Source organism: Pseudonocardia sp. Ae331_Ps2 (assembly GCF_001932405.1).
Taxonomy (GTDB): Bacteria; Actinomycetota; Actinomycetes; order Mycobacteriales; family Pseudonocardiaceae; genus Pseudonocardia.
On sequence record NZ_MCIM01000001.1, the window covers coordinates 2301067 to 2316823 of the forward strand.

At 73.7% G+C, this 15757-nt stretch carries 18 protein-coding genes and 1 tRNA gene; 4 read left to right on the forward strand and 15 right to left on the reverse strand.

Translation table 11 applies throughout. The features are described 5' to 3' along the window. Nucleotides 1-47 precede the first annotated feature (47 nt). Both Ae331Ps2_RS10970 and Ae331Ps2_RS10975 read right to left on the reverse strand, forming a co-directional pair. A complete protein-coding gene (locus tag Ae331Ps2_RS10970) occupies nt 48-605 on the reverse strand; it encodes a bacterial proteasome activator family protein (protein ID WP_051050488.1) in 558 nt (185 codons plus the stop codon). Between the two features lie 15 nt (nt 606-620). Then, the gene (locus Ae331Ps2_RS10975; RefSeq protein WP_075309115.1) at nt 621-1607 is read right to left on the reverse strand and encodes an NAD(P)H-quinone oxidoreductase; all 987 of its coding nucleotides are present in this window, start codon (nt 1605-1607) and stop codon (nt 621-623) included. Nucleotides 1608-1661: 54 nt separating this feature from the next. On the opposite strand from Ae331Ps2_RS10975, the gene Ae331Ps2_RS10980 reads away from it, so the two are divergent. Then, nucleotides 1662-2348, forward strand: a complete 687-nt coding sequence (locus Ae331Ps2_RS10980) for a GNAT family N-acetyltransferase (protein WP_075312553.1) — start codon at nt 1662-1664, stop codon at nt 2346-2348. A gap of 10 nt (nt 2349-2358) precedes the next feature. On the opposite strand, the gene Ae331Ps2_RS10985 is transcribed toward Ae331Ps2_RS10980, so the two are convergent. Both Ae331Ps2_RS10985 and Ae331Ps2_RS10990 read right to left on the reverse strand, forming a co-directional pair. Beyond that, nucleotides 2359-2976 carry a VC0807 family protein gene (locus Ae331Ps2_RS10985; protein WP_075309112.1) on the reverse strand — a complete coding sequence of 206 codons (618 nt, stop codon included), beginning with the start codon at nt 2974-2976 and terminating at the stop codon, nt 2359-2361. Continuing rightward, a complete protein-coding gene (locus Ae331Ps2_RS10990; RefSeq protein ID WP_075309110.1) occupies nt 2973-3827 on the reverse strand; it encodes an alpha/beta fold hydrolase in 855 nt (284 codons plus the stop codon). Before Ae331Ps2_RS10990 ends, Ae331Ps2_RS10985 begins: the two co-directional genes overlap by 4 nt. Nucleotides 3828-3911: 84 nt before the next feature. Between Ae331Ps2_RS10990 and Ae331Ps2_RS10995 the strand changes: the two genes are divergently transcribed. Further along, nucleotides 3912-4502 carry a TetR/AcrR family transcriptional regulator gene (locus Ae331Ps2_RS10995; RefSeq protein ID WP_075312551.1) on the forward strand — a complete coding sequence of 197 codons (591 nt, stop codon included), beginning with the start codon at nt 3912-3914 and terminating at the stop codon, nt 4500-4502. On the opposite strand, the gene Ae331Ps2_RS11000 is transcribed toward Ae331Ps2_RS10995, so the two are convergent. Together Ae331Ps2_RS11000 and Ae331Ps2_RS11005 are read right to left on the reverse strand one after the other, a co-directional pair. Then, the gene (locus Ae331Ps2_RS11000; RefSeq protein ID WP_020627932.1) at nt 4499-5434 is read right to left on the reverse strand and encodes a neutral zinc metallopeptidase; all 936 of its coding nucleotides are present in this window, start codon (nt 5432-5434) and stop codon (nt 4499-4501) included. The two genes, Ae331Ps2_RS10995 and Ae331Ps2_RS11000, sit on opposite strands and share 4 nt — an antisense overlap. Before the next feature lie 80 nt (nt 5435-5514). Further along, nucleotides 5515-6333, reverse strand: a complete 819-nt coding sequence (locus Ae331Ps2_RS11005) for an AraC family transcriptional regulator (RefSeq protein ID WP_249265617.1) — start codon at nt 6331-6333, stop codon at nt 5515-5517. A gap of 131 nt (nt 6334-6464) precedes the next feature. Between Ae331Ps2_RS11005 and Ae331Ps2_RS11010 the strand changes: the two genes are divergently transcribed. Together Ae331Ps2_RS11010 and Ae331Ps2_RS11015 are read left to right on the forward strand one after the other, a co-directional pair. Further along, nucleotides 6465-7160, forward strand: coding sequence for a class I SAM-dependent methyltransferase (locus tag Ae331Ps2_RS11010; protein WP_075309106.1), 696 nt, complete (start codon nt 6465-6467; stop codon nt 7158-7160). A gap of 23 nt (nt 7161-7183) precedes the next feature. Beyond that, nucleotides 7184-7269, forward strand: a tRNA-Ser gene (locus Ae331Ps2_RS11015). Between the two features lie 87 nt (nt 7270-7356). Here Ae331Ps2_RS11015 and Ae331Ps2_RS11020 read toward each other — a convergent pair. The 9 genes from Ae331Ps2_RS11020 to Ae331Ps2_RS11060 form a co-directional block, all read right to left on the reverse strand. Next, nucleotides 7357-8601 (reverse strand): tyrosine-type recombinase/integrase, encoded by a 1245-nt coding sequence (locus Ae331Ps2_RS11020; protein ID WP_075309104.1) that lies wholly within the window; start codon nt 8599-8601, stop codon nt 7357-7359. Between the two features lie 11 nt (nt 8602-8612). Continuing rightward, nucleotides 8613-8900 (reverse strand): helix-turn-helix domain-containing protein, encoded by a 288-nt coding sequence (locus tag Ae331Ps2_RS11025; protein ID WP_075309102.1) that lies wholly within the window; start codon nt 8898-8900, stop codon nt 8613-8615. Further along, nucleotides 8897-10267 carry a DUF3631 domain-containing protein gene (locus Ae331Ps2_RS11030; protein WP_075309100.1) on the reverse strand — a complete coding sequence of 457 codons (1371 nt, stop codon included), beginning with the start codon at nt 10265-10267 and terminating at the stop codon, nt 8897-8899. The genes Ae331Ps2_RS11025 and Ae331Ps2_RS11030 overlap by 4 nt, the downstream gene beginning before the upstream one ends. Further along, nucleotides 10264-11202 (reverse strand): bifunctional DNA primase/polymerase, encoded by a 939-nt coding sequence (locus tag Ae331Ps2_RS11035; protein ID WP_075309098.1) that lies wholly within the window; start codon nt 11200-11202, stop codon nt 10264-10266. Before Ae331Ps2_RS11035 ends, Ae331Ps2_RS11030 begins: the two co-directional genes overlap by 4 nt. 199 nt (nt 11203-11401) lie before the next feature. After that, nucleotides 11402-13645, reverse strand: coding sequence for an FtsK/SpoIIIE domain-containing protein (locus tag Ae331Ps2_RS11040; protein WP_075309096.1), 2244 nt, complete (start codon nt 13643-13645; stop codon nt 11402-11404). Next, nucleotides 13645-14547, reverse strand: a complete 903-nt coding sequence (locus Ae331Ps2_RS11045) for a hypothetical protein (protein WP_075309094.1) — start codon at nt 14545-14547, stop codon at nt 13645-13647. Before Ae331Ps2_RS11045 ends, Ae331Ps2_RS11040 begins: the two co-directional genes overlap by 1 nt. Next, on the reverse strand, nt 14544-14867 hold the full coding sequence (locus Ae331Ps2_RS11050; RefSeq protein ID WP_083695451.1) for a hypothetical protein: 324 nt from the start codon (nt 14865-14867) through the stop codon (nt 14544-14546). The genes Ae331Ps2_RS11045 and Ae331Ps2_RS11050 overlap by 4 nt, the downstream gene beginning before the upstream one ends. Further along, nucleotides 14864-15469, reverse strand: a complete 606-nt coding sequence (locus Ae331Ps2_RS11055) for a hypothetical protein (protein WP_075309092.1) — start codon at nt 15467-15469, stop codon at nt 14864-14866. Before Ae331Ps2_RS11055 ends, Ae331Ps2_RS11050 begins: the two co-directional genes overlap by 4 nt. Further along, entirely contained in the window at nt 15466-15738 is a 273-nt protein-coding gene (locus tag Ae331Ps2_RS11060; RefSeq protein WP_075309090.1) for a hypothetical protein, read from the reverse strand. The genes Ae331Ps2_RS11055 and Ae331Ps2_RS11060 overlap by 4 nt, the downstream gene beginning before the upstream one ends. Nucleotides 15739-15757: the final 19 nt, after the last annotated feature.

Genomic DNA, 15757 nt, shown 5'->3' on the forward strand with positions numbered 1-15757 from the left:
GGAGCCCCCCGCCGGGACACCGCGAAACCGCAGGTCGTCGGCGTGGGTCAGAGGTACTGCCCGGTCCCGCGACCCATGCCCTCCGGTACGCCGCCCTGCTCGGGGGCCCCGCCGCCCATCCCCGGCGGCAGCCCGCGGCGCATCTGCTCCAACTGGGCGCGGGCGGCCATCTGCTGGGCGAACAGCGCGGTCTGGATGCCGTGGAACAGGCCCTCCAGCCAGCCGACCAGCTGGGCCTGGGCGATCCGCAGCTCGCCCTCCGACGGGGTCGTGTCCGCCGTGAACGGCAGGCTGAGCCGGTGCAGCTCCTCGCGCAGCTCCGGCGCGAGACCCTCCTCGAGCTCCTTGACGGAGTTCTCGTGGATCTCCTTGAGCCGCTCGCGGGACGCCTCGTCCAGCGGTGCCGCCTTCACCTCCTCCAGCAGCTGCTTGATCATCGTGCCGATCCGCATGACCTTCGCGGGCTGCTCGACCAGGCCGGCCGGACTCTGCGTGGACCCGTCGTCGTCCTGCGGGACCGACGCCATGCCCACCGGCCGCCCGTCGGCGCCGACCACCACGACCCGGTCTCCGGACGTCTCCTGCTCGTCGCTCATGTGCCCCATTCTGGACCCGCCCGCTCAGGAGTTCACGAGGAGGAGCTTGCCGGTGACCCCGCCGGCGGCGAGCCTGCGGTGGGCGTCGGCGGCGTCGGACATCGCGAAGCGCTCGAAGACGACCGGCTTCACCCGGCCGTCGGCGAACAGCGGCCACACGTTCTCCCGGACCCCGTCGACGATCTCGGCCTTCGAGTGCGGCCCCTCGACCGGGCGGCCGCGCAGGCCCATCGCCGAGACGTGGCCGCGCTTGGCCAGCAGGGCGCCGATGTTGAGCTCGGCCTTCACCCCGCCCTGCATCCCGATGATCATCAGGCGCCCGTCGCGGGCCAGCGCCGAGAGGTTGTTCGCCAGGCCCTTGGCACCCATGTTGTCGAGGATGACGTCGGCGCCGTGGCCGTCGGTGGCCTTCTTCAGCTCCTCGGCGATGTCGTCGTGGTAGTCGATGACGATGTCGGCGCCCAGGTCACGGCAGAACTGCATCCGGTCGGCGTGGCCCGCGGTGGCCGCGACGCGTGCGCCGAACGCCTTCGCGACCTGGATCGCGTGCGTGCCGATGCCCGACGAGCCGCCCTGGACCAGGAACGTCTCGCCCTCGGCGAGCCGGCCCTCCAGGAACACGTTCGACCAGACGGTGCAGGCGACCTCGGGCAGGCCGCCCGCCTCCTCCAGCGACACGCCCCCGGGGACGGGCAGCAGCTGCGGGGCCGGGACGGCGACCTTCGTCGCGTAGCCGCCGCCGGCGAGCAGGGCGCAGACCTCGTCGCCGACCGACCAGCCGGTCACGCCCTCGCCGAGCGCGGCGATCCGGCCCGCGCACTCCAGCCCGAGGATCTCCGACGCGCCGGGCGGGACCGGGTAGTTCCCCTGGACCTGCAGGAGGTCGGCCCGGTTGACGGCCGAGGAGACGACGTCGAGCACGACCTCGCCCGGCCCGGGCTCGGGGTCGGGCACCTCGGCCCACGTCATCTGCTCGGGTCCGCCGTACTCGGTCAAGGTGATCGCCCACATGGGAGCCGACCGTATTCCGTGGCGCGCATCCCGGCGATCCGGCACGGTCGACCGATGGACGTGCTCCCCGCGCCGATCGACCCGGTGCCCGACCCGTGGCCGCTGGCCGGGCTGACCCTGCGGACCCCGCGCCTGGAGCTGCGCATCGAGGACGACGCGTCGCTCCGCGAGCTGGTGGAGGCCGTGCACGGCAGCGGGATCCACCCGTCGTCGGAGCTGCCGTTCCGCACGCCGTGGACCCGGGCGGACCCGCGGTACCTCGGGCGTGGCATGGCGCAGTACTACTGGGGGAACCGGGCGAGGGCGTCACCGGAGTGGTGGACGCTGACGTTCGTCGTGCGGGCGCAGGGCCGGGTCGTCGGCATGCAGGACGTGGTGGGGGACCGGTTCGGCGTGCGGCGCGAGGTCTCGACCGGCTCGTACCTGGTGCGCCACGCCCAGGGCCGCGGCCACGGCACCGAGATGCGGGCCGCGGTACTGGCGTTCGCCTTCGACCACCTCGGCGCGCTGGTGGCGCGCTCGGAGTACCTGGCGGGGAACGCGCGGTCCGCGGCGGTGTCGGCCCGGCTCGGCTATCGCGACGACGGCACCGCCACGATCGTCCACGACGACGAGCGCGTCACCGAGTACCGGGTGCGCCTCGACCGGGAGGCGTTCGCGCGGCCCGGGTGGGAGCTCGTCGTCGAGGGCTACACCGCGGACCTGGCGGAGTTCCTCGCCGCGGCGCCGCCGGTCGGCTGACGAGCCGCGGTCAGCTGAAGATCAGCGCGCGGTGCCGGGGCAGTCGCAGCCACACCTGCCCGGCGACGAGCAGCACCGCCAGCACGGCGAACCACTGCACGCCCTGCACCGCGGGCACCACGTCGACCGGCAGCGTGTAGGCGAACGTCACCCGCAGGGCGGCGTCGAGGAACAGGCCCGCCGCCCAGCCCGCCGTCAGCCACCGCCAGATCGAGCGGAACCGGGCGGAGGAGGCCCAGCGACGGTCCCACTCGTCGGGGCTGTGGCCGGACTCGGCGAGGGTGAGCCTGCCGATCACGAACATCACCGGGCGCGACGAGAAGACGCTCGCGAGCAGTACGACGCCCAGCGCCGCGGTGACCACGGCCTCGCGGGCGAGCAGGACGCGGTCGTCGCCGCCGAGCAGCGCGGTCGCCGCGCTCGCCACGCACAGGACGAGCACGAGCACCGCGAACCACTCGACGCGCCGGTGCCGCAGGAGCACCCACAGCGCCCGCGCCGCCGGGACCGCGGCCCCGGCGAGCAGCGCCGGCCCGGCTGCGACGCCGACCGCCCGCAGGACGTAGAACAGCACCAGTGGCGCGGCGATGTCGCCGAGCACGGTGGCCGCGAGCTCCCGGCGCTTCACGACGCCGTCACCAGCGACGACAGCCGCTCGGCGACCCGCTCCGGGAACTCCCCGGGCAGCGCGTGCGTGGCGTCCGGCCACACCTCGACGGTGCCGCGTGGCAGCAGCGCGGCCCGGTCCCGCGCCCGGCCGGCGTCGAGCATTGTGCTGCGCCCGCCGAGCAGCACCAGGGTGCGGACGCCGACCGCGGCCACGTCGCGGGCCGTGGGCAGCGGTGGCAGCGGGATCGCGGAGGCGTAGCCGGACAGGCCCGCCTCGATGAGCCGGGCGACCGGGTCGTCGGCGACGTCGGCGCCGCCTCCCAGGCGGGTGACGAACCGCCGGCGCAGCCACGACGGGGCGCCGGGCTGCGCGCCGATCGAGGCGGCCACCGTGCCGGCCGGGACGCCCGTGAAGGTGCGGGCCGGGTCGAGCAGGCCGAGCGTCCGGATCCCGGCCGGGGCGCGGCGGGCGACCTCGAACGCCAGGCGCCCGCCCATCGAGGTCCCGACGAGGTGGCACGGCCCGAGCGTGTCGAGGACGTCGCGGAGCCAGCGGACCTGGTCGGCGACCGACCGGAGCGGCACGTCCTGGGTGCTCGCGCCGGGACCGCCGAGCGGGTCGACGAGGTGCACGGTCGCCCGGCGCCGCAGCGTGGGCACGTTCGGCGCCCAGCTCACCCCCGGCGACCCCGCCCCGGGCAGCAGGACGAACGGGTCCCCGGGAGGTCCGTCGCAGGTCAGAACGCGGACGACGCCGTGCGTGGTGGGGATGTCGCGGCTGCTCGTCGGCCCCAGTCCGGCGGCCACGTCGTCGTACAGCGCGCGGAACCGGTCCCGGGCCGCGGTGCTGGTGAAGTGTCCGGTGCGCATCGTCCCCCCCCGTTTCACGATACGATCGGACTGTAAAATCGGGCGGAGCTTTTCGCAAGCCGATCGGATCGGAACGAGGTGGAGATGCCGAAGGTGGTCGACCACGGGCAGCGCCGCGGGGAGATCGCGGAGGCGCTCTGGCGGATCGCTGCGGCCGAGGGGCTGGAGGCGGTCAGCCTGGCCCGGGTGGCGCAGGAGGCAGGGGTCTCGAAGGGGCGGGTCCAGCACTACTTCGCCTCGCGTGACGAGCTGCTGGACTTCGCCGCCCAGCACCTGCGGCTGCGGGTCGACGAGCGGGTGCGCGCGCGGATGGCGGCGGCCGCGCCGTCGTCGCCGTTGGGGGAGGTCCGCGCCCTGCTGGTCGCACTGCTTCCGCTCGACGACGACGCCCGCACCGACGCCCGCGTCGGCTCCGCCTTCCTCATCCGTGCACTCGGCGACGACCGGCTGCGCGAGACCTACCGGACGGGCGACCGCCTGATCCGTGCGGCCGTCGCCGACCGGCTCGCCGCGGCCCGCGACGCCGGCGAGCTCGCCGCGCTCGACCCGGACCGGGAGGCGACCGTGCTCCTCGCGCTGGCCGGTGGCCTCGCGGAGTCCGTCCTGCTCGGCGACGCCGACGAGGCCGGCGCGCTCGCCGTGCTGGACCACCAGCTCGGGCGGCTACGGCCCTAGTCGAGGCTGCGTGCGGCGAAGGTGTCGCAGGAGTCGGGGTTGCCGCTCTGCAGGCCGGTGGTGAACCACTTCTCGCGCTGCGCGGAGCTGCCGTGCGAGAACTGCGACTCGTCGACCCGGCCGCCACCGAGGTTGGACTGGATGTAGTCGTCGCCGATCCGGGACGCGGTGTCGAGGGCGGCGTCGATGTCGGACTGGTCCAGCTGGGTGATCAGGGGCTTCCCGGACGGGCCGGGCGTCGTCGTCGCGTGGTTGGCCCAGATGCCCGCGTAGCAGTCGGCCTGCAGCTCCAGGCGCACCGAGCCGGAGGTCGGGCCGGTGTCGTTGCCCGCGCGGCGGTTGGTGCCGGTGAGGTTCTGGATGTGGTGGCCGTACTCGTGGGCGATGACGTACGCCTGCGAGAACGGTCCGCCCTTCGCGCCGAAGCGGGTCTGCAGCTCCTGGAAGAAGGTGAGGTCGATGTAGATCTCGGAGTCGGCGGGGCAGTAGAACGGCCCGCTGTCCGACGTCGCCGACCCGCAGCCGTTGGTGCTGACCCCGCCGGAGAAGAAGTTCGTGCGCGGCGGGGTGAAACCGGAGGAGAACTGGGTGGCCCAGTAGTCGTCGAGGGAGTTGACGACGGCGACGACACGGCAGTCCGTCGAGGTGTTCGCCGACTCGCCGGTGGCGCAGTTCTGCTGCAGCGACGAGTTGTCCGCCGTCTGGCCGGCGCCGACCTGGTCGAGCCCTGGGTAGCCGCCGCCCGCGCCCATCCCGGACATGTCGACGCCCGCGAAGTTCGACAGCAGCAGGTACAGGATGACGCCGACGAGGCCCAGGCCGCCGCCCGCGCCTGCCACCCGGCCGCCGACCCCGCCGCCCCGGCCACCGCCGGAGCCTCGCAGGTCGTCCACGCCGGACGTGTCGAGCTGGGCGTTCTCGTCGAACCGCACGTCGTCCTCCCGAGATGAGACCGGGGGAATCCCACCACACCGCGTCGGACCGCACCGGCGCGGACGTCCCCCGCCACCCGTCAGGGTATCCCGGGTCCGGCCCGCCACGTCGCGGCCGCGACGCCGTGCGCGGCACGGAAGCGGCGGGCGAAGTAGCCGGGGTCGGGGTAGCCGACCCGGGCACCCACATCGGCGACCGGGAGGTCGGTGGAGGCGAGGAGCCGCCGTGCCTCCCGCATACGGCGCTCGGTGATCCACTGCTGCACGGTCCGCCCGGTCCTGCGCCCGACGACGGTGGTCAGGTGCCCGGGGGTCAGTCCGACGGCGGCGGCGACCTCGCGCAGCGACAGCTGCTGGGCGAACCGCTCCTCGACGACGGCGAACACCGCCGCGAGCAGCGGGTCGCCGGACTCGGCGGGCACGTCGTCGACGAGCCGACCCAGGGCCACCAGCAGCAGGGTGAGGTGCGCGCGAGCAGCCTCGGCGTGACCGTCGCGGCGGCGGGTCAGCTCGTCGTCGAGGTCGGCGAAGCGGGCCCGCCAGGTCGCCCGATCCTCGGGCGGGACCCGGATCCGCTGCCCGCCACCGCGGTGGCGTCCGACGAACGGCGCGAGCAGCGGATGGTCCTGCCAGGACGCGGGCGCGACCGCCTCGGCCGGGAAGATCACCGACCACAGCTCGCCGGGCGGTTCCGCGCTCTCCCGGGCGTGGTCGACCACCGCGCCGGGGGCGATCACGAACGCGTCGCCCTCGCCGAGCTCCCAGGCGCGCCCGTCGACCCGGTACGTGCAGGTGCCGCGGACGACGTGGACGAGCAGCAGGAAGTCGTGCGCGTGCGGCCCCCGTACCCGGGGCAGCGACGCTCCCGGCCCGTCGACGTGCTGGACCGCGATCGGCACCGGGGAGTGTGCGAAGCCGACCAGCGGAACGCCCGAACTTCGTCCCACCACGGCCACAGATAGTGCCTTGTAGGCAGCTCGCAGGCCAGTAAGGGTCGGTGACGTACACGAAGTTCGTCCGAGGGGAACCGATGACCACGCACGCCCACACACCCGCGCTCGTCAGCTCGTGGCTGCTCCCCGGCTACGACACCGCGGCCCGGCTCAGCGGCGCCGTCCCGATGTACTGGCGGCTGCTGGCGCAGGCGGGCATCGGCCCGCGGGACCGCGTGCTGGAGATCGGCTGCGGGACCGGGAACGTCCTGCTGCGCGCCACGGAGGCCGTTCCGACGGCCACGGTGCACGGCGTCGACCCCGACCCGGAGGCGATCGCGATGGCCCGCCGCAAGGCGGCAGACGCCGGTGTCGAGCTGCAGCTGCAGATCGGTGTGGCCGAGGACCTTCCTCTCGACGACGGCAGCGTCGACCGGGTCCTCTCCTCGCTGATGCTGCACCACATCGCCGCCGACGCCCGGGTCGCGGCGCTGCGGGAGGCGCACCGCGTCCTGGCGCCGGGCGGGAGCCTGCACCTGGTCGACCTCGATCACGACCCGCGCACCGCCGGACGGATGCGCGTCGTGAACAGGGTGCTGTCGCTGCTGGCACGCTTCGATCCGGCCCACCGCCGGTCCCCCCACGGCGGGCACGGCCACGGTCACGGCGGGCACGGTCACGGGGCGCAGCCGGTGCCGGAGCTGCTCGCGGCCGCCGGGTTCACCGATGCGGTGGTGGTCGGGCACGGGGCGACCAGGATGGGGCCGGTCACCTACTACCGCGCGGAGCGCTGAGTGGTCCCGTTACCCTCCCGAGCGGAAGCGTGGCAGAGCGGCCGAATGCACCCGCCTTGAAAGCGGGCGTCCGAAAGGACCGGGGGTTCGAATCCCCCCGCTTCCGCCATCTCTGACCTGCAAGGACGCAACCGCCGCGCGCTCCCGGCTCTCCGGGAACCCGCGGCGGTTGCAGTTGTGGCGGCATTCCGCCTTCTCAGACGGTCGTCGGCGGCCCGTCGGGCGTCTGCCAGAGCAGCCCGCCGACCCGTGAGGCGACGTCCTGTCGCACCGCTGACGTGAGGTGTTGGTACCGCGCAGCCATCGCCGTGTTCGACCAGCCCATCACGCCCATGACCGCCCGCTCGGTCACGCCGAGCAGCAGCAGGACCGTCGCGGCGGTGTGCCGAGCATCGTGCAGTCGCCGTTCCGGGACTTCCGCCGAGATGAGGAGCTGCTTCCAGCTCTTGTTATCGGTTCGAGGATGCAGGACGGTGCCGAACTCGGTCGTGAAGACGTAGTCAGTGTCCACCCACAGGTCGGCGGCCCGCACACGGTCGTCGTACTGCTCGTTGGCGTGTTCCCGGAGCAGCTTGACGAGCGGATCGGGCAGGCCGATTCCCCGGCGGCCGGCCTCCGACTTCGTCTCTGCGGTCTCGGGCCGGAGCGCGAGTCGGTGAGGACAGCGGCCGGCCTGCATTCGTCCGCACGTCCCGTCGCAGCCGTGAGCCCATTTCGGCCGTAGGCGATTGCGGCGGACGACGAGGAATCCGCCCATGAGATCGACGTCCTGCCAGCGCAGACCGAGGGCTTCACCCTGGCGCAGACCGAGCGCGAGAGCGACGGCCCATCGGGCACCGTTCCTCTCGGTCCCCGCGGCCTTGAGAATCCGTGAGACCTCGTCGACCGTGTAGGGCTCGACCTCGGTGGAGCGCACTCGCGGGGCCTTCGCGAGAAGGGCGGGATTCGTCGTGGCGTGCCGCCGCCGGACGGCCTCGTTCAGCGCCGTACGAATCGTTCGGTGCACCTGGTGAGCGGTGCCGGGCGCGGCCCCGTTCCGCATCATCTTCTGATAGAGCCGTTCGAGGTGCTCCGGCTGCAGCTTGTCCAGCTTGTGTGCGCCGACGCCGGGAATGAGGTGAACGCGGATCGCCGTCGAGTACGCGTCGTGCGCGTTCGGGCTGATTGCGGGCGGGGCTGCGACGGTGTCCAGCCAGTGCCTCAACCACTTCTCGACGGTCCAGTTCGCCCCGGGCTGCGCGACGGTGCCGGCGTCGCGGTTCTTCTCCAGCGCACGGACCTTCTTCGTGACGGCAGCCTGTGTCTTCCCGCGCACGTGGCGGCGGTCGGGGCGGCCGTTGTCCTTCGTCCCGACGGTGACGTATCCGTGCCACGATCCGTCGCTGCCGAGGTAGATGCTGGACCGGCCGTTGGCGTTGCGGGTGCGCTTCTCGCGGGTCATGTCCGGTCCTCTCAGGCAGCTCGGTGCTTGGCGACGAGCCGGGCGGCGAAACCGGCGATGGCGTCGGCGTGGATGCGTCGGAGTCGTCCGATGAGGACGGATTCCAGCTCGCCGGTGCGGACGTAGGCGTACGCGGTCGTCTTCCCGATGCCGAGCTGTTCCGCGGCTTCCTCGACGGTGAAGAGGACCCGTGCCGGTCGGTGCGCGGGCTCGGGCTCGCGCGGCGTCGGCTGGTCGGCCATGAGGGTGGCGAGCTGCGCGAGGAGCTGGCCGATCTTCGCGGCGCGGTCGTCGGTCATCGGGCACCCCCGCTGGTAGCGGTTACGTCGGTTACAGCGGTTACGTGCCTGGCCAGGGGCGTAACCGACGAGCGGGGTGTAACCGCAGCCTCGGTTACGGTGGCCCGCTCCGGTGGGGTGTCGGGTGGGGGCTCGACAGGGGGCGTAACCGACGCTGCAGTTACGCGGTCGGGATCGGTTACGCCTCTGACCTGCGATGTAACTGGTGTAACCGTGGTAACCGCACCTGATGGGTCGGGCTCGGTGGCGGGTGGCAGGTAGCGGGCGAACGCGTCGGAGAGTGCGCCGTCGACGTGGTAGCCCTTGGTGACGTGCCCGCCGATGCGCAGTGGGCCGGGCCGGACGCCGTAGCGGGCCAGCTCGCGGGCGAGGCGTCGAGCGTCGAGGGGGCGGCCGTCGAGATCGGCCCAACCGGCTTCCTCGTCGGCGCAGAGCCGGCCGATGATGTCGCTGGTCGCCATCCGCTCGGCCTCGTGGGCGGTGAACAGGGCCCGCAGGTCGGCGAGCAGCCGCGTCCCGACCGACGTGCCGGTCTCGGTGGCCTGCCCGACGAAGTGCACGGCGGCGGCCCGGGCGGTGTCGGGCCAGTGCCCGCCGGCGAGGTCGGCGATGGCGAGCAGGGGTTCCCAGACCTCGGCGGCGCGGTCGGTGACCTGTTCGGGCATGAGCGGCTCGGCTCCGACGAGGTGGTCTTCGCCGACCCTGTCGAGCCAGGCGGCGAGCTGCTCGCGCAGCGGCGTCGCCTCGTTCTCGACCCGGCGCTCGCGGAACGCCTCGGCGCGTTCGTGCGGTGCACGGCGGCGCATGTGCACGGTGATCGCTCGGGTGGTGATCGTGGCGGGCATCGCGCCGGCGATCCCGGCCAGCGCGACCGGGGCGAACACCGGGAACCGCTCGACCTTCATCCGCGAGGCGTCGCCGACGCAGCGGGACACGGTGGCCGAGCGCTTGTAGCCGGAGTTGAGCAGCCCGCGCAGGTCCTCGTTGTTCCCGCCGCCCTTGGGCGAGAAGACGGCGTCGATCTCGTCGAACAGCAGCGTGACCGGGCCGTCGCAGAGCATCCGGAAGATGGCTGCGGTGGTGATCGAGATGGTCATCTCGGGCTTGCGGACGAGGTACTGCGCCACTTCCAGGACGCGGGTCTTGCCGGAGCCGGGCTCGGCGCTGTCGAGGATGAGACGCGGCGTTGTGTAGAAGTGCTGGACGGCGTGGGTGTGGGCGTACCAGAGCGCCAGCATCGGGGCGGTGTGCCGGTCGGGGAACACCGAGAACCGGGAGACGAACGCGGCGACCTGGTCGAGCAGCTCGGCCGGCGCGATGGCGGGCAGGTCCGGGACGGCGCGCAGGCCGGCGGGTGTGGTGCTCATGCCGACCGCCGCCCCTCGCTTTGGGAGCGAGTGTTCAACAGGGTGGGCAATTGGCGGGGCCGGCGGGCGCCGTAGCTGAGTCCGGACGCGATCGTGGCGGCGATGTCGGCGGCGGTGCAGTCGCACGGACCGTCGACGATGTGCTCGGCCGCAGCGGTCAGGTCCGCGGCGGCCTGGTCGTGGTTGAGCACCCCGGCCCCGACGAGCTGTCCGAGGGCGCGGGCGGCGGTGAACACCGCGGCGTTGTGGCCCCCGCGCCCGGCTGTAGCGACCCGCTGCAGCTCCGCCCGAACGACTGCCGACACGTAGGCCCCGGCGTCGCGCGGCGTGGTGGCGGGCCGCTCAGACGGCGCTGAGATGGCCGTGGCGGGGCGAACGGACAGGTGCCAGACCAACCACCCCGGCAGCGGAGGCGGGTCGGTGTCGTCGAGCAGCTCGTAGGAGCCGTTCGGCAGTCGGCTGCCGGGGGCGAGGACCTGCCCGCCGTGCCCGCGACTGTCGAGCATCGGTCCGAGCGTGCGGGCGGTGTTGCCGAGCCGGACCGTGGGGGCCCGGAAGTACAGGTGCCGGCCGCCGGACGGTGTGGCGACGGTCCAGGTGTCGGGCAGTCCGCCCCGGCCGGCGGCGAGGCCGGCGAGCACGGCGGTGCCGTCGCGGGTCTGGTCGGGGTCGGTCGGCTTGGGGGTGTCGCAGTCGATGACCAGGAGCCGGGAGGGGCCGCAGGCGATGCCGGCGTTGTGGTCGGGGTTGGCGGTGAAGTAATCCACGATGGTCTCCGGGTGAGTGGTGGCGCGGGACTCCCACGCCGGGATGGCGGGCTGCTTGCGGCCGGGCAGGACCGGGAAGAGGTGCCAGCCGCGGGCGGCGAGGTCGAGCCAGCCGGCGAGACGAGCACGGGCTGCGGGACTGCCGGAACGGTCACTCTGTGTCGACATTCGGACTCCTGGTTTCGGCATGGGTCTAGCGCCGCAGCACCCGCGTGGATGCTGTGTTGAGGGGTTTCCGGGTGCGTTCGCCCTGGTGGCGCTAGGTTGCTAGCGGGCTGATCAGATGTGGTGTGGCGCGCTAGCGGCGGGTGCTAGGTCTAGCGGGGCTCACTGCTAGTCGCACCCGCCGCCGCACCGTTCCGTCTGGCTACTCGGTGTCACCATCGGTGCCGGTGCGGCGCCGCCGTTCCGCGGTCTCCCACGCGGTCGTGATGGCGTCGCGGTGGTAGCCGCGCCGGTTGCGCCCGTCGCCGGTCTGCGGGTCGGTGCCCCACACCTGCTTGGGCTCGACCCCGTACGGGCGCAGGGCGGCGGCGAGCGTCGCCGGGGTGGTGCCGGTGTAGGTGGTCGGCCACTGCTCGACCAGCCGGGCAGCGATGACGTCGGACCACAGCCGGTCCTCGCCCGGGGCGAACACCGCCGCGACGTCACCGAGCACCGACCGCGACGGTCCGCCGGTCTGCTCCGTCGTCTCGCCGACGGCGTGGCCGGACAGGGTGCCGGCGGCCTCCCGCAACGCGCGGGCGCGCGCGGCGATGGTCTCCGCAGCGGGTGCGTCGATGTAGGCCGAGCGCACGATCTGCGGCTCGTCGGCAGCGCCGACGAGGTAGCCGATGCCCTTGTCTTTCGCGGTGAACGTGGTCGCCCGGATGCCGTTCTTGTAGGCGCTCGTGCCGAGCACCATGTCGTTCTCGGTCTGGCCCATCACCCGCAGGCAGAACCGGGTCCCGACGTTCGCGCTGACCCCGGTGGGCAGCGACTTCGCGTCCGGGCGCTGCGTGGCGAGGATGAGGATGATCCCCATCGCCGGTCCGCGCTTGATGATGCCGGTCGCGAGCCGGTCGGCCTCGTCCTTGAAATCGGGGTGGGAGAACAGCTCCTGGCACTCGTCGACGGCCAGGACGATCGGGAACAGGCCCAGGTCGCGGCGCCCGGAGATCTGCGGGGTGACCTTGTTCTCCGGGCACAGCTCCCGCGGCAGCTCTCGGATGCGCTTGGCCCGGGTGTTGAGCTCGGCGTACAGCTCGCGCAGCGACTCCATCGCCAGTTCCAGCGTGGCGTCGTCGGCGCCGGAGGCGTAGCGGTGCGCGCACCCCTCCATCGGCGACAGGTCCCCGGTGCCCTTCAACTCGAAGATCCGAAGCTGTGCGGTCGGGTCCAGGGCACAGGCCAGCAGCAGCACCCGCAGCGCGAACGTCTTCCCCACCCGCGGCATCGCCCCGATCAGGACGTTGGAAAACATCAGCAGCAGCGACACCGACCGGCCGCGCTGGTCGGCCCCGAACGGCACCGGCTTGAACAGGTCGACCTCGCCGTGCGCGGCGAGCGGCCACGGGCGCGGGCGGGCCTGGCTCATGTCCTGGTCTCCCACCCACAGCACGAGACGGCCGGCGTGGGCGTCGTGCGCGGGCTCGGGCCACACGCAGCCCAGCGGGCGGCGCAGGCCGGACGCGAGCCGGTCGCGGCGCTCGACGATGTCGGTCACCGTCACCCCGAACGGCAGGTCGACGTCCGCGCGCCAGCCCGGCCCGTCACGGGTGATCGGCGCGGGGAACGTGATCCCGTTCGGCCCCTTCGCGAGCGCCTTGTTCATCTCGCCCAGACCGAGCGCGCCCAGGGCCCGAACGACCATCTCCGAGGTGAGCCGCGTCGGCCGGTGGGTGACCACCGACCGCCCGGTGACCGGCTTGTCGGCCGGCGACCCGACCCAGCCGAGCACCAGCACCCCGGCGACCAGCAGGACTGCGAGCAGCCACGGCGGGGCGAAGGTCCACAGCGCCACCAGGGCACCGGCGCCGCCGAGCACCGCGGCGGCGAGCAGCCGGCGCCGGACCGTGATCCGCTCGGACCGCGCGGCGGTCAGACGCAGGTACTGGTCCGGCTCACCGGACCGGATGGCCTGCTCCCGCAGCGGGCGGGACTCGGCGTCGCCGGCCCACCGAGCGGCGCCGGCGACCGCGGTCACCGCGCCGCGCGGGGCGCGAGCGGTGAGGCGGGCGGCGTAGAGGGGCGCGCGGACGGTGTGGAACCCGGTGGAGTGCCACGCCCACCCGGCGGCCCAGCGGGCGGCGGCCGCGATGTCCTCCCGGCTGCGCAGCCACGGTTCCACGACCGGGCGGCGGGACACCTCACGTCGCCACGGCAGCGCCAGGTCCGTTCCTGCGGGCGGGTCCACCGCGACGTGCTGGACGTCGGTGTCGTCGACGATCTCGCCGTCGACCACCGTCGGGCGGGCAGAGCGCTCGACAGGGTCGGCCGAACGCGGGCGGAAGTTCAGCACCCGGGCGCCGGTCCCGCCGTCGTCGTGAACGGTGTCGAGCGCGGGCTCGTGAACGGCCGCGGTCGCCGGTGTCTGCTCATCGGTGTTCGGTGTGTGCGGGTGGTCGGCCATCACGCAGCCACCTCCTCGCCGGCCACCGGCCGGCGGTCGTGGGAACGAGCGGAGTCGATCGAGGCGGGCGCAGCGCGCAGAGCGGCGGCGACCTTGACGCTGGTCCCGGCCGAACAGCCCGTCACCTGCCGGCACCACACCGGCGTGACGTCGACCTGCTCGCCGGCGTCCCGGGCGCTGTCGAGCGCTTCGGACGCGGCACGGACGTAGTCGGCCAGCAGCCGACGCGGCCGGGCCGCCGCCTTCCGCCTGCCACCGCCGCGCGACGCGCGTACCGGTGCCGCCGCGATTCGCGGGGCGGGCTCGGCGCCCGGCTCGTGAACGTCCGGCTCGGCCGAGTCGTGAACCACCGGAGTCGGCTCGGCGGTCGGGACCGGTCCGGCCGTCACCGCGCGGTGCACGGCCTCGGTCAGGCGGTCACGCAGGACCGGGCCGGTCTCGGCGGTCGCGAACACCACCAGCGGCGGCACCGAGTGCAGCACCACCCCGGCCGCAGAGAACGGCGCGTCGCCCAGGCCCCACGAGGTCCAGGTGTTCATCACGTAGGTGGCGGCGAAGGTCAGCCACTTCGTCCGCCGCGCCCAGGTCGGCAACGCGACCTGGTAGCGGGCAGTGACCTGCTCGGCGCGCAGCACCGCGAGCAGCACCAGCGACACCATCGGATCCAGCAGCCACGCCACCCACCACGCGGCCGACCACGTCGGAGCGCCGGCAGCGGCGAAGCTCTGGACGTTGACCATCGTGAACGCCAGACCGAGTACGATCCCGGCCCACAGCAGCCCGTCCACCTGCGCACGCACCCGTTCGACCCGCAGCGCGATCACGTCCGGATCGGTGGTCAGCGCCCGTACCCGGGCCGCGTCCGCGGCCTGCTCGGCGAGGCGCTCCACCGCGGCGCTCACCGGACACCCCGCGACGAGACGCGGACGACGTCGTCAGGGCCGGCGAGCATCCGCGCCACGGTCACCCCGGCGATCAGCGCCGGGACGCCGAGCACGATGACCCACGCGACCGGGTCGGCCGAGAGCTTCACGACCGCCCACTGCACCCCGACCACCACAGCCGCGGTCATCACGATCCGGGCGGCGTTGTTGCCGGTACGGCCGGCGTGGTGGATCGACTTCTGCACCTTGCGTCCGGCGCGGGCACCGGCCGCCCACGCCCACATCAGGACCAGCCCGGCCAGGACACCGAGCGCGACGGCGATCGTCTGCCCGCTCACCGCTGCTCACCCCCGGCCGGGGTGGCGGGCCGGGGCCCGTTCGGCTCTACCATCGCGGTCTCCTCACGTGCGTTCTGCTGGTGGGGGAGAGCCAGCCCGGCGGCTACATCCGCCAAGATCCCGTCGCCGGGCTGGTGCTCACTGCGGTCTCCGTTGCGGCGTGCCGGCTGCGGGCGCAGCTGGCCACGTTCGAGCGCGGCGATGTAGGCATCGGCCGCGCGCTCGTCGGCTCGTCTCGATGCCGCGTCCGCCTGGGTCACGTGCCGGTCGTCGACGTGGTCGCAGCGCCGGCACGTCCGCCACTCCCACCCGCAGCCCTCCCACGAGGACGGGTCCTGCCACGGCTCGCAGGTCGAGTGCTCCCACAACGACCCGTCGCAAGCGCACGCCCTCCACACCGGGGCGGGGCCGAAGTCGTGACCGAGCAGCCGGCACAGCGCCGGGTCGGCACACGCCGGGCACAGCAGCCGGCCTGACAGCCGGACCACCCAGCCGGCGGCGCGGGCCGCCGCCAGTCCGTCGGTCGTCGTCCGCACCTGATCGGTACCGGCCAGGGCCATCGCGCAGTCGTCGCAGCCGACGGTGATCCGCAGCGCGATCACGCCGCCTCACCCCCGTAGCTCGGCGCGGGCGCGGTGACCTGCGCTGCCCGGGTCATCCGGGTCATGGCCCGGCGGGTGCTGCGCCGGCGCCGACGCTCGGCCAGCTCCACCAACGCCCCGTCCACCGGCGCCGGCCGCGGGATCGGGGCCGGACCCCACTCCTCGGCGATGACGCTGTCCCAGAACTCGTGCAGCGCCTCGCGCTGCTCGTCGGCCAGGGGCGCGGTGCAGTCGTCCAGTCCGGCGGTGTCGTGTCGATCCGTGTGCATGATGCTCCGATCCGTCTTA

Excerpts from the sequence above, each read along its gene's own strand:
- Ae331Ps2_RS10970 (WP_051050488.1), bottom strand. The coding sequence starts at position 605 with ATGGGGCACATGAGCGACGAGCAGGAGACGTCCGGAGACCGGGTCGTG.
- Ae331Ps2_RS10975 (WP_075309115.1), bottom strand. The coding sequence starts at position 1,607 with ATGTGGGCGATCACCTTGACCGAGTACGGCGGACCCGAGCAGATGACG.
- Ae331Ps2_RS10980 (WP_075312553.1), top strand. The coding sequence starts at position 1,662 with ATGGACGTGCTCCCCGCGCCGATCGACCCGGTGCCCGACCCGTGGCCG.
- Ae331Ps2_RS10990 (WP_075309110.1), bottom strand. The coding sequence starts at position 3,827 with ATGCGCACCGGACACTTCACCAGCACCGCGGCCCGGGACCGGTTCCGC.
- Ae331Ps2_RS10995 (WP_075312551.1), top strand. The coding sequence starts at position 3,912 with ATGCCGAAGGTGGTCGACCACGGGCAGCGCCGCGGGGAGATCGCGGAG.
- Ae331Ps2_RS11010 (WP_075309106.1), top strand. The coding sequence starts at position 6,465 with ATGACCACGCACGCCCACACACCCGCGCTCGTCAGCTCGTGGCTGCTC.
- Ae331Ps2_RS11020 (WP_075309104.1), bottom strand. The coding sequence starts at position 8,601 with ATGACCCGCGAGAAGCGCACCCGCAACGCCAACGGCCGGTCCAGCATC.
- Ae331Ps2_RS11025 (WP_075309102.1), bottom strand. The coding sequence starts at position 8,900 with ATGACCGACGACCGCGCCGCGAAGATCGGCCAGCTCCTCGCGCAGCTC.
- Ae331Ps2_RS11030 (WP_075309100.1), bottom strand. The coding sequence starts at position 10,267 with ATGAGCACCACACCCGCCGGCCTGCGCGCCGTCCCGGACCTGCCCGCC.
- Ae331Ps2_RS11035 (WP_075309098.1), bottom strand. The coding sequence starts at position 11,202 with ATGTCGACACAGAGTGACCGTTCCGGCAGTCCCGCAGCCCGTGCTCGT.
- Ae331Ps2_RS11040 (WP_075309096.1), bottom strand. The coding sequence starts at position 13,645 with ATGGCCGACCACCCGCACACACCGAACACCGATGAGCAGACACCGGCG.
- Ae331Ps2_RS11060 (WP_075309090.1), bottom strand. The coding sequence starts at position 15,738 with ATGCACACGGATCGACACGACACCGCCGGACTGGACGACTGCACCGCG.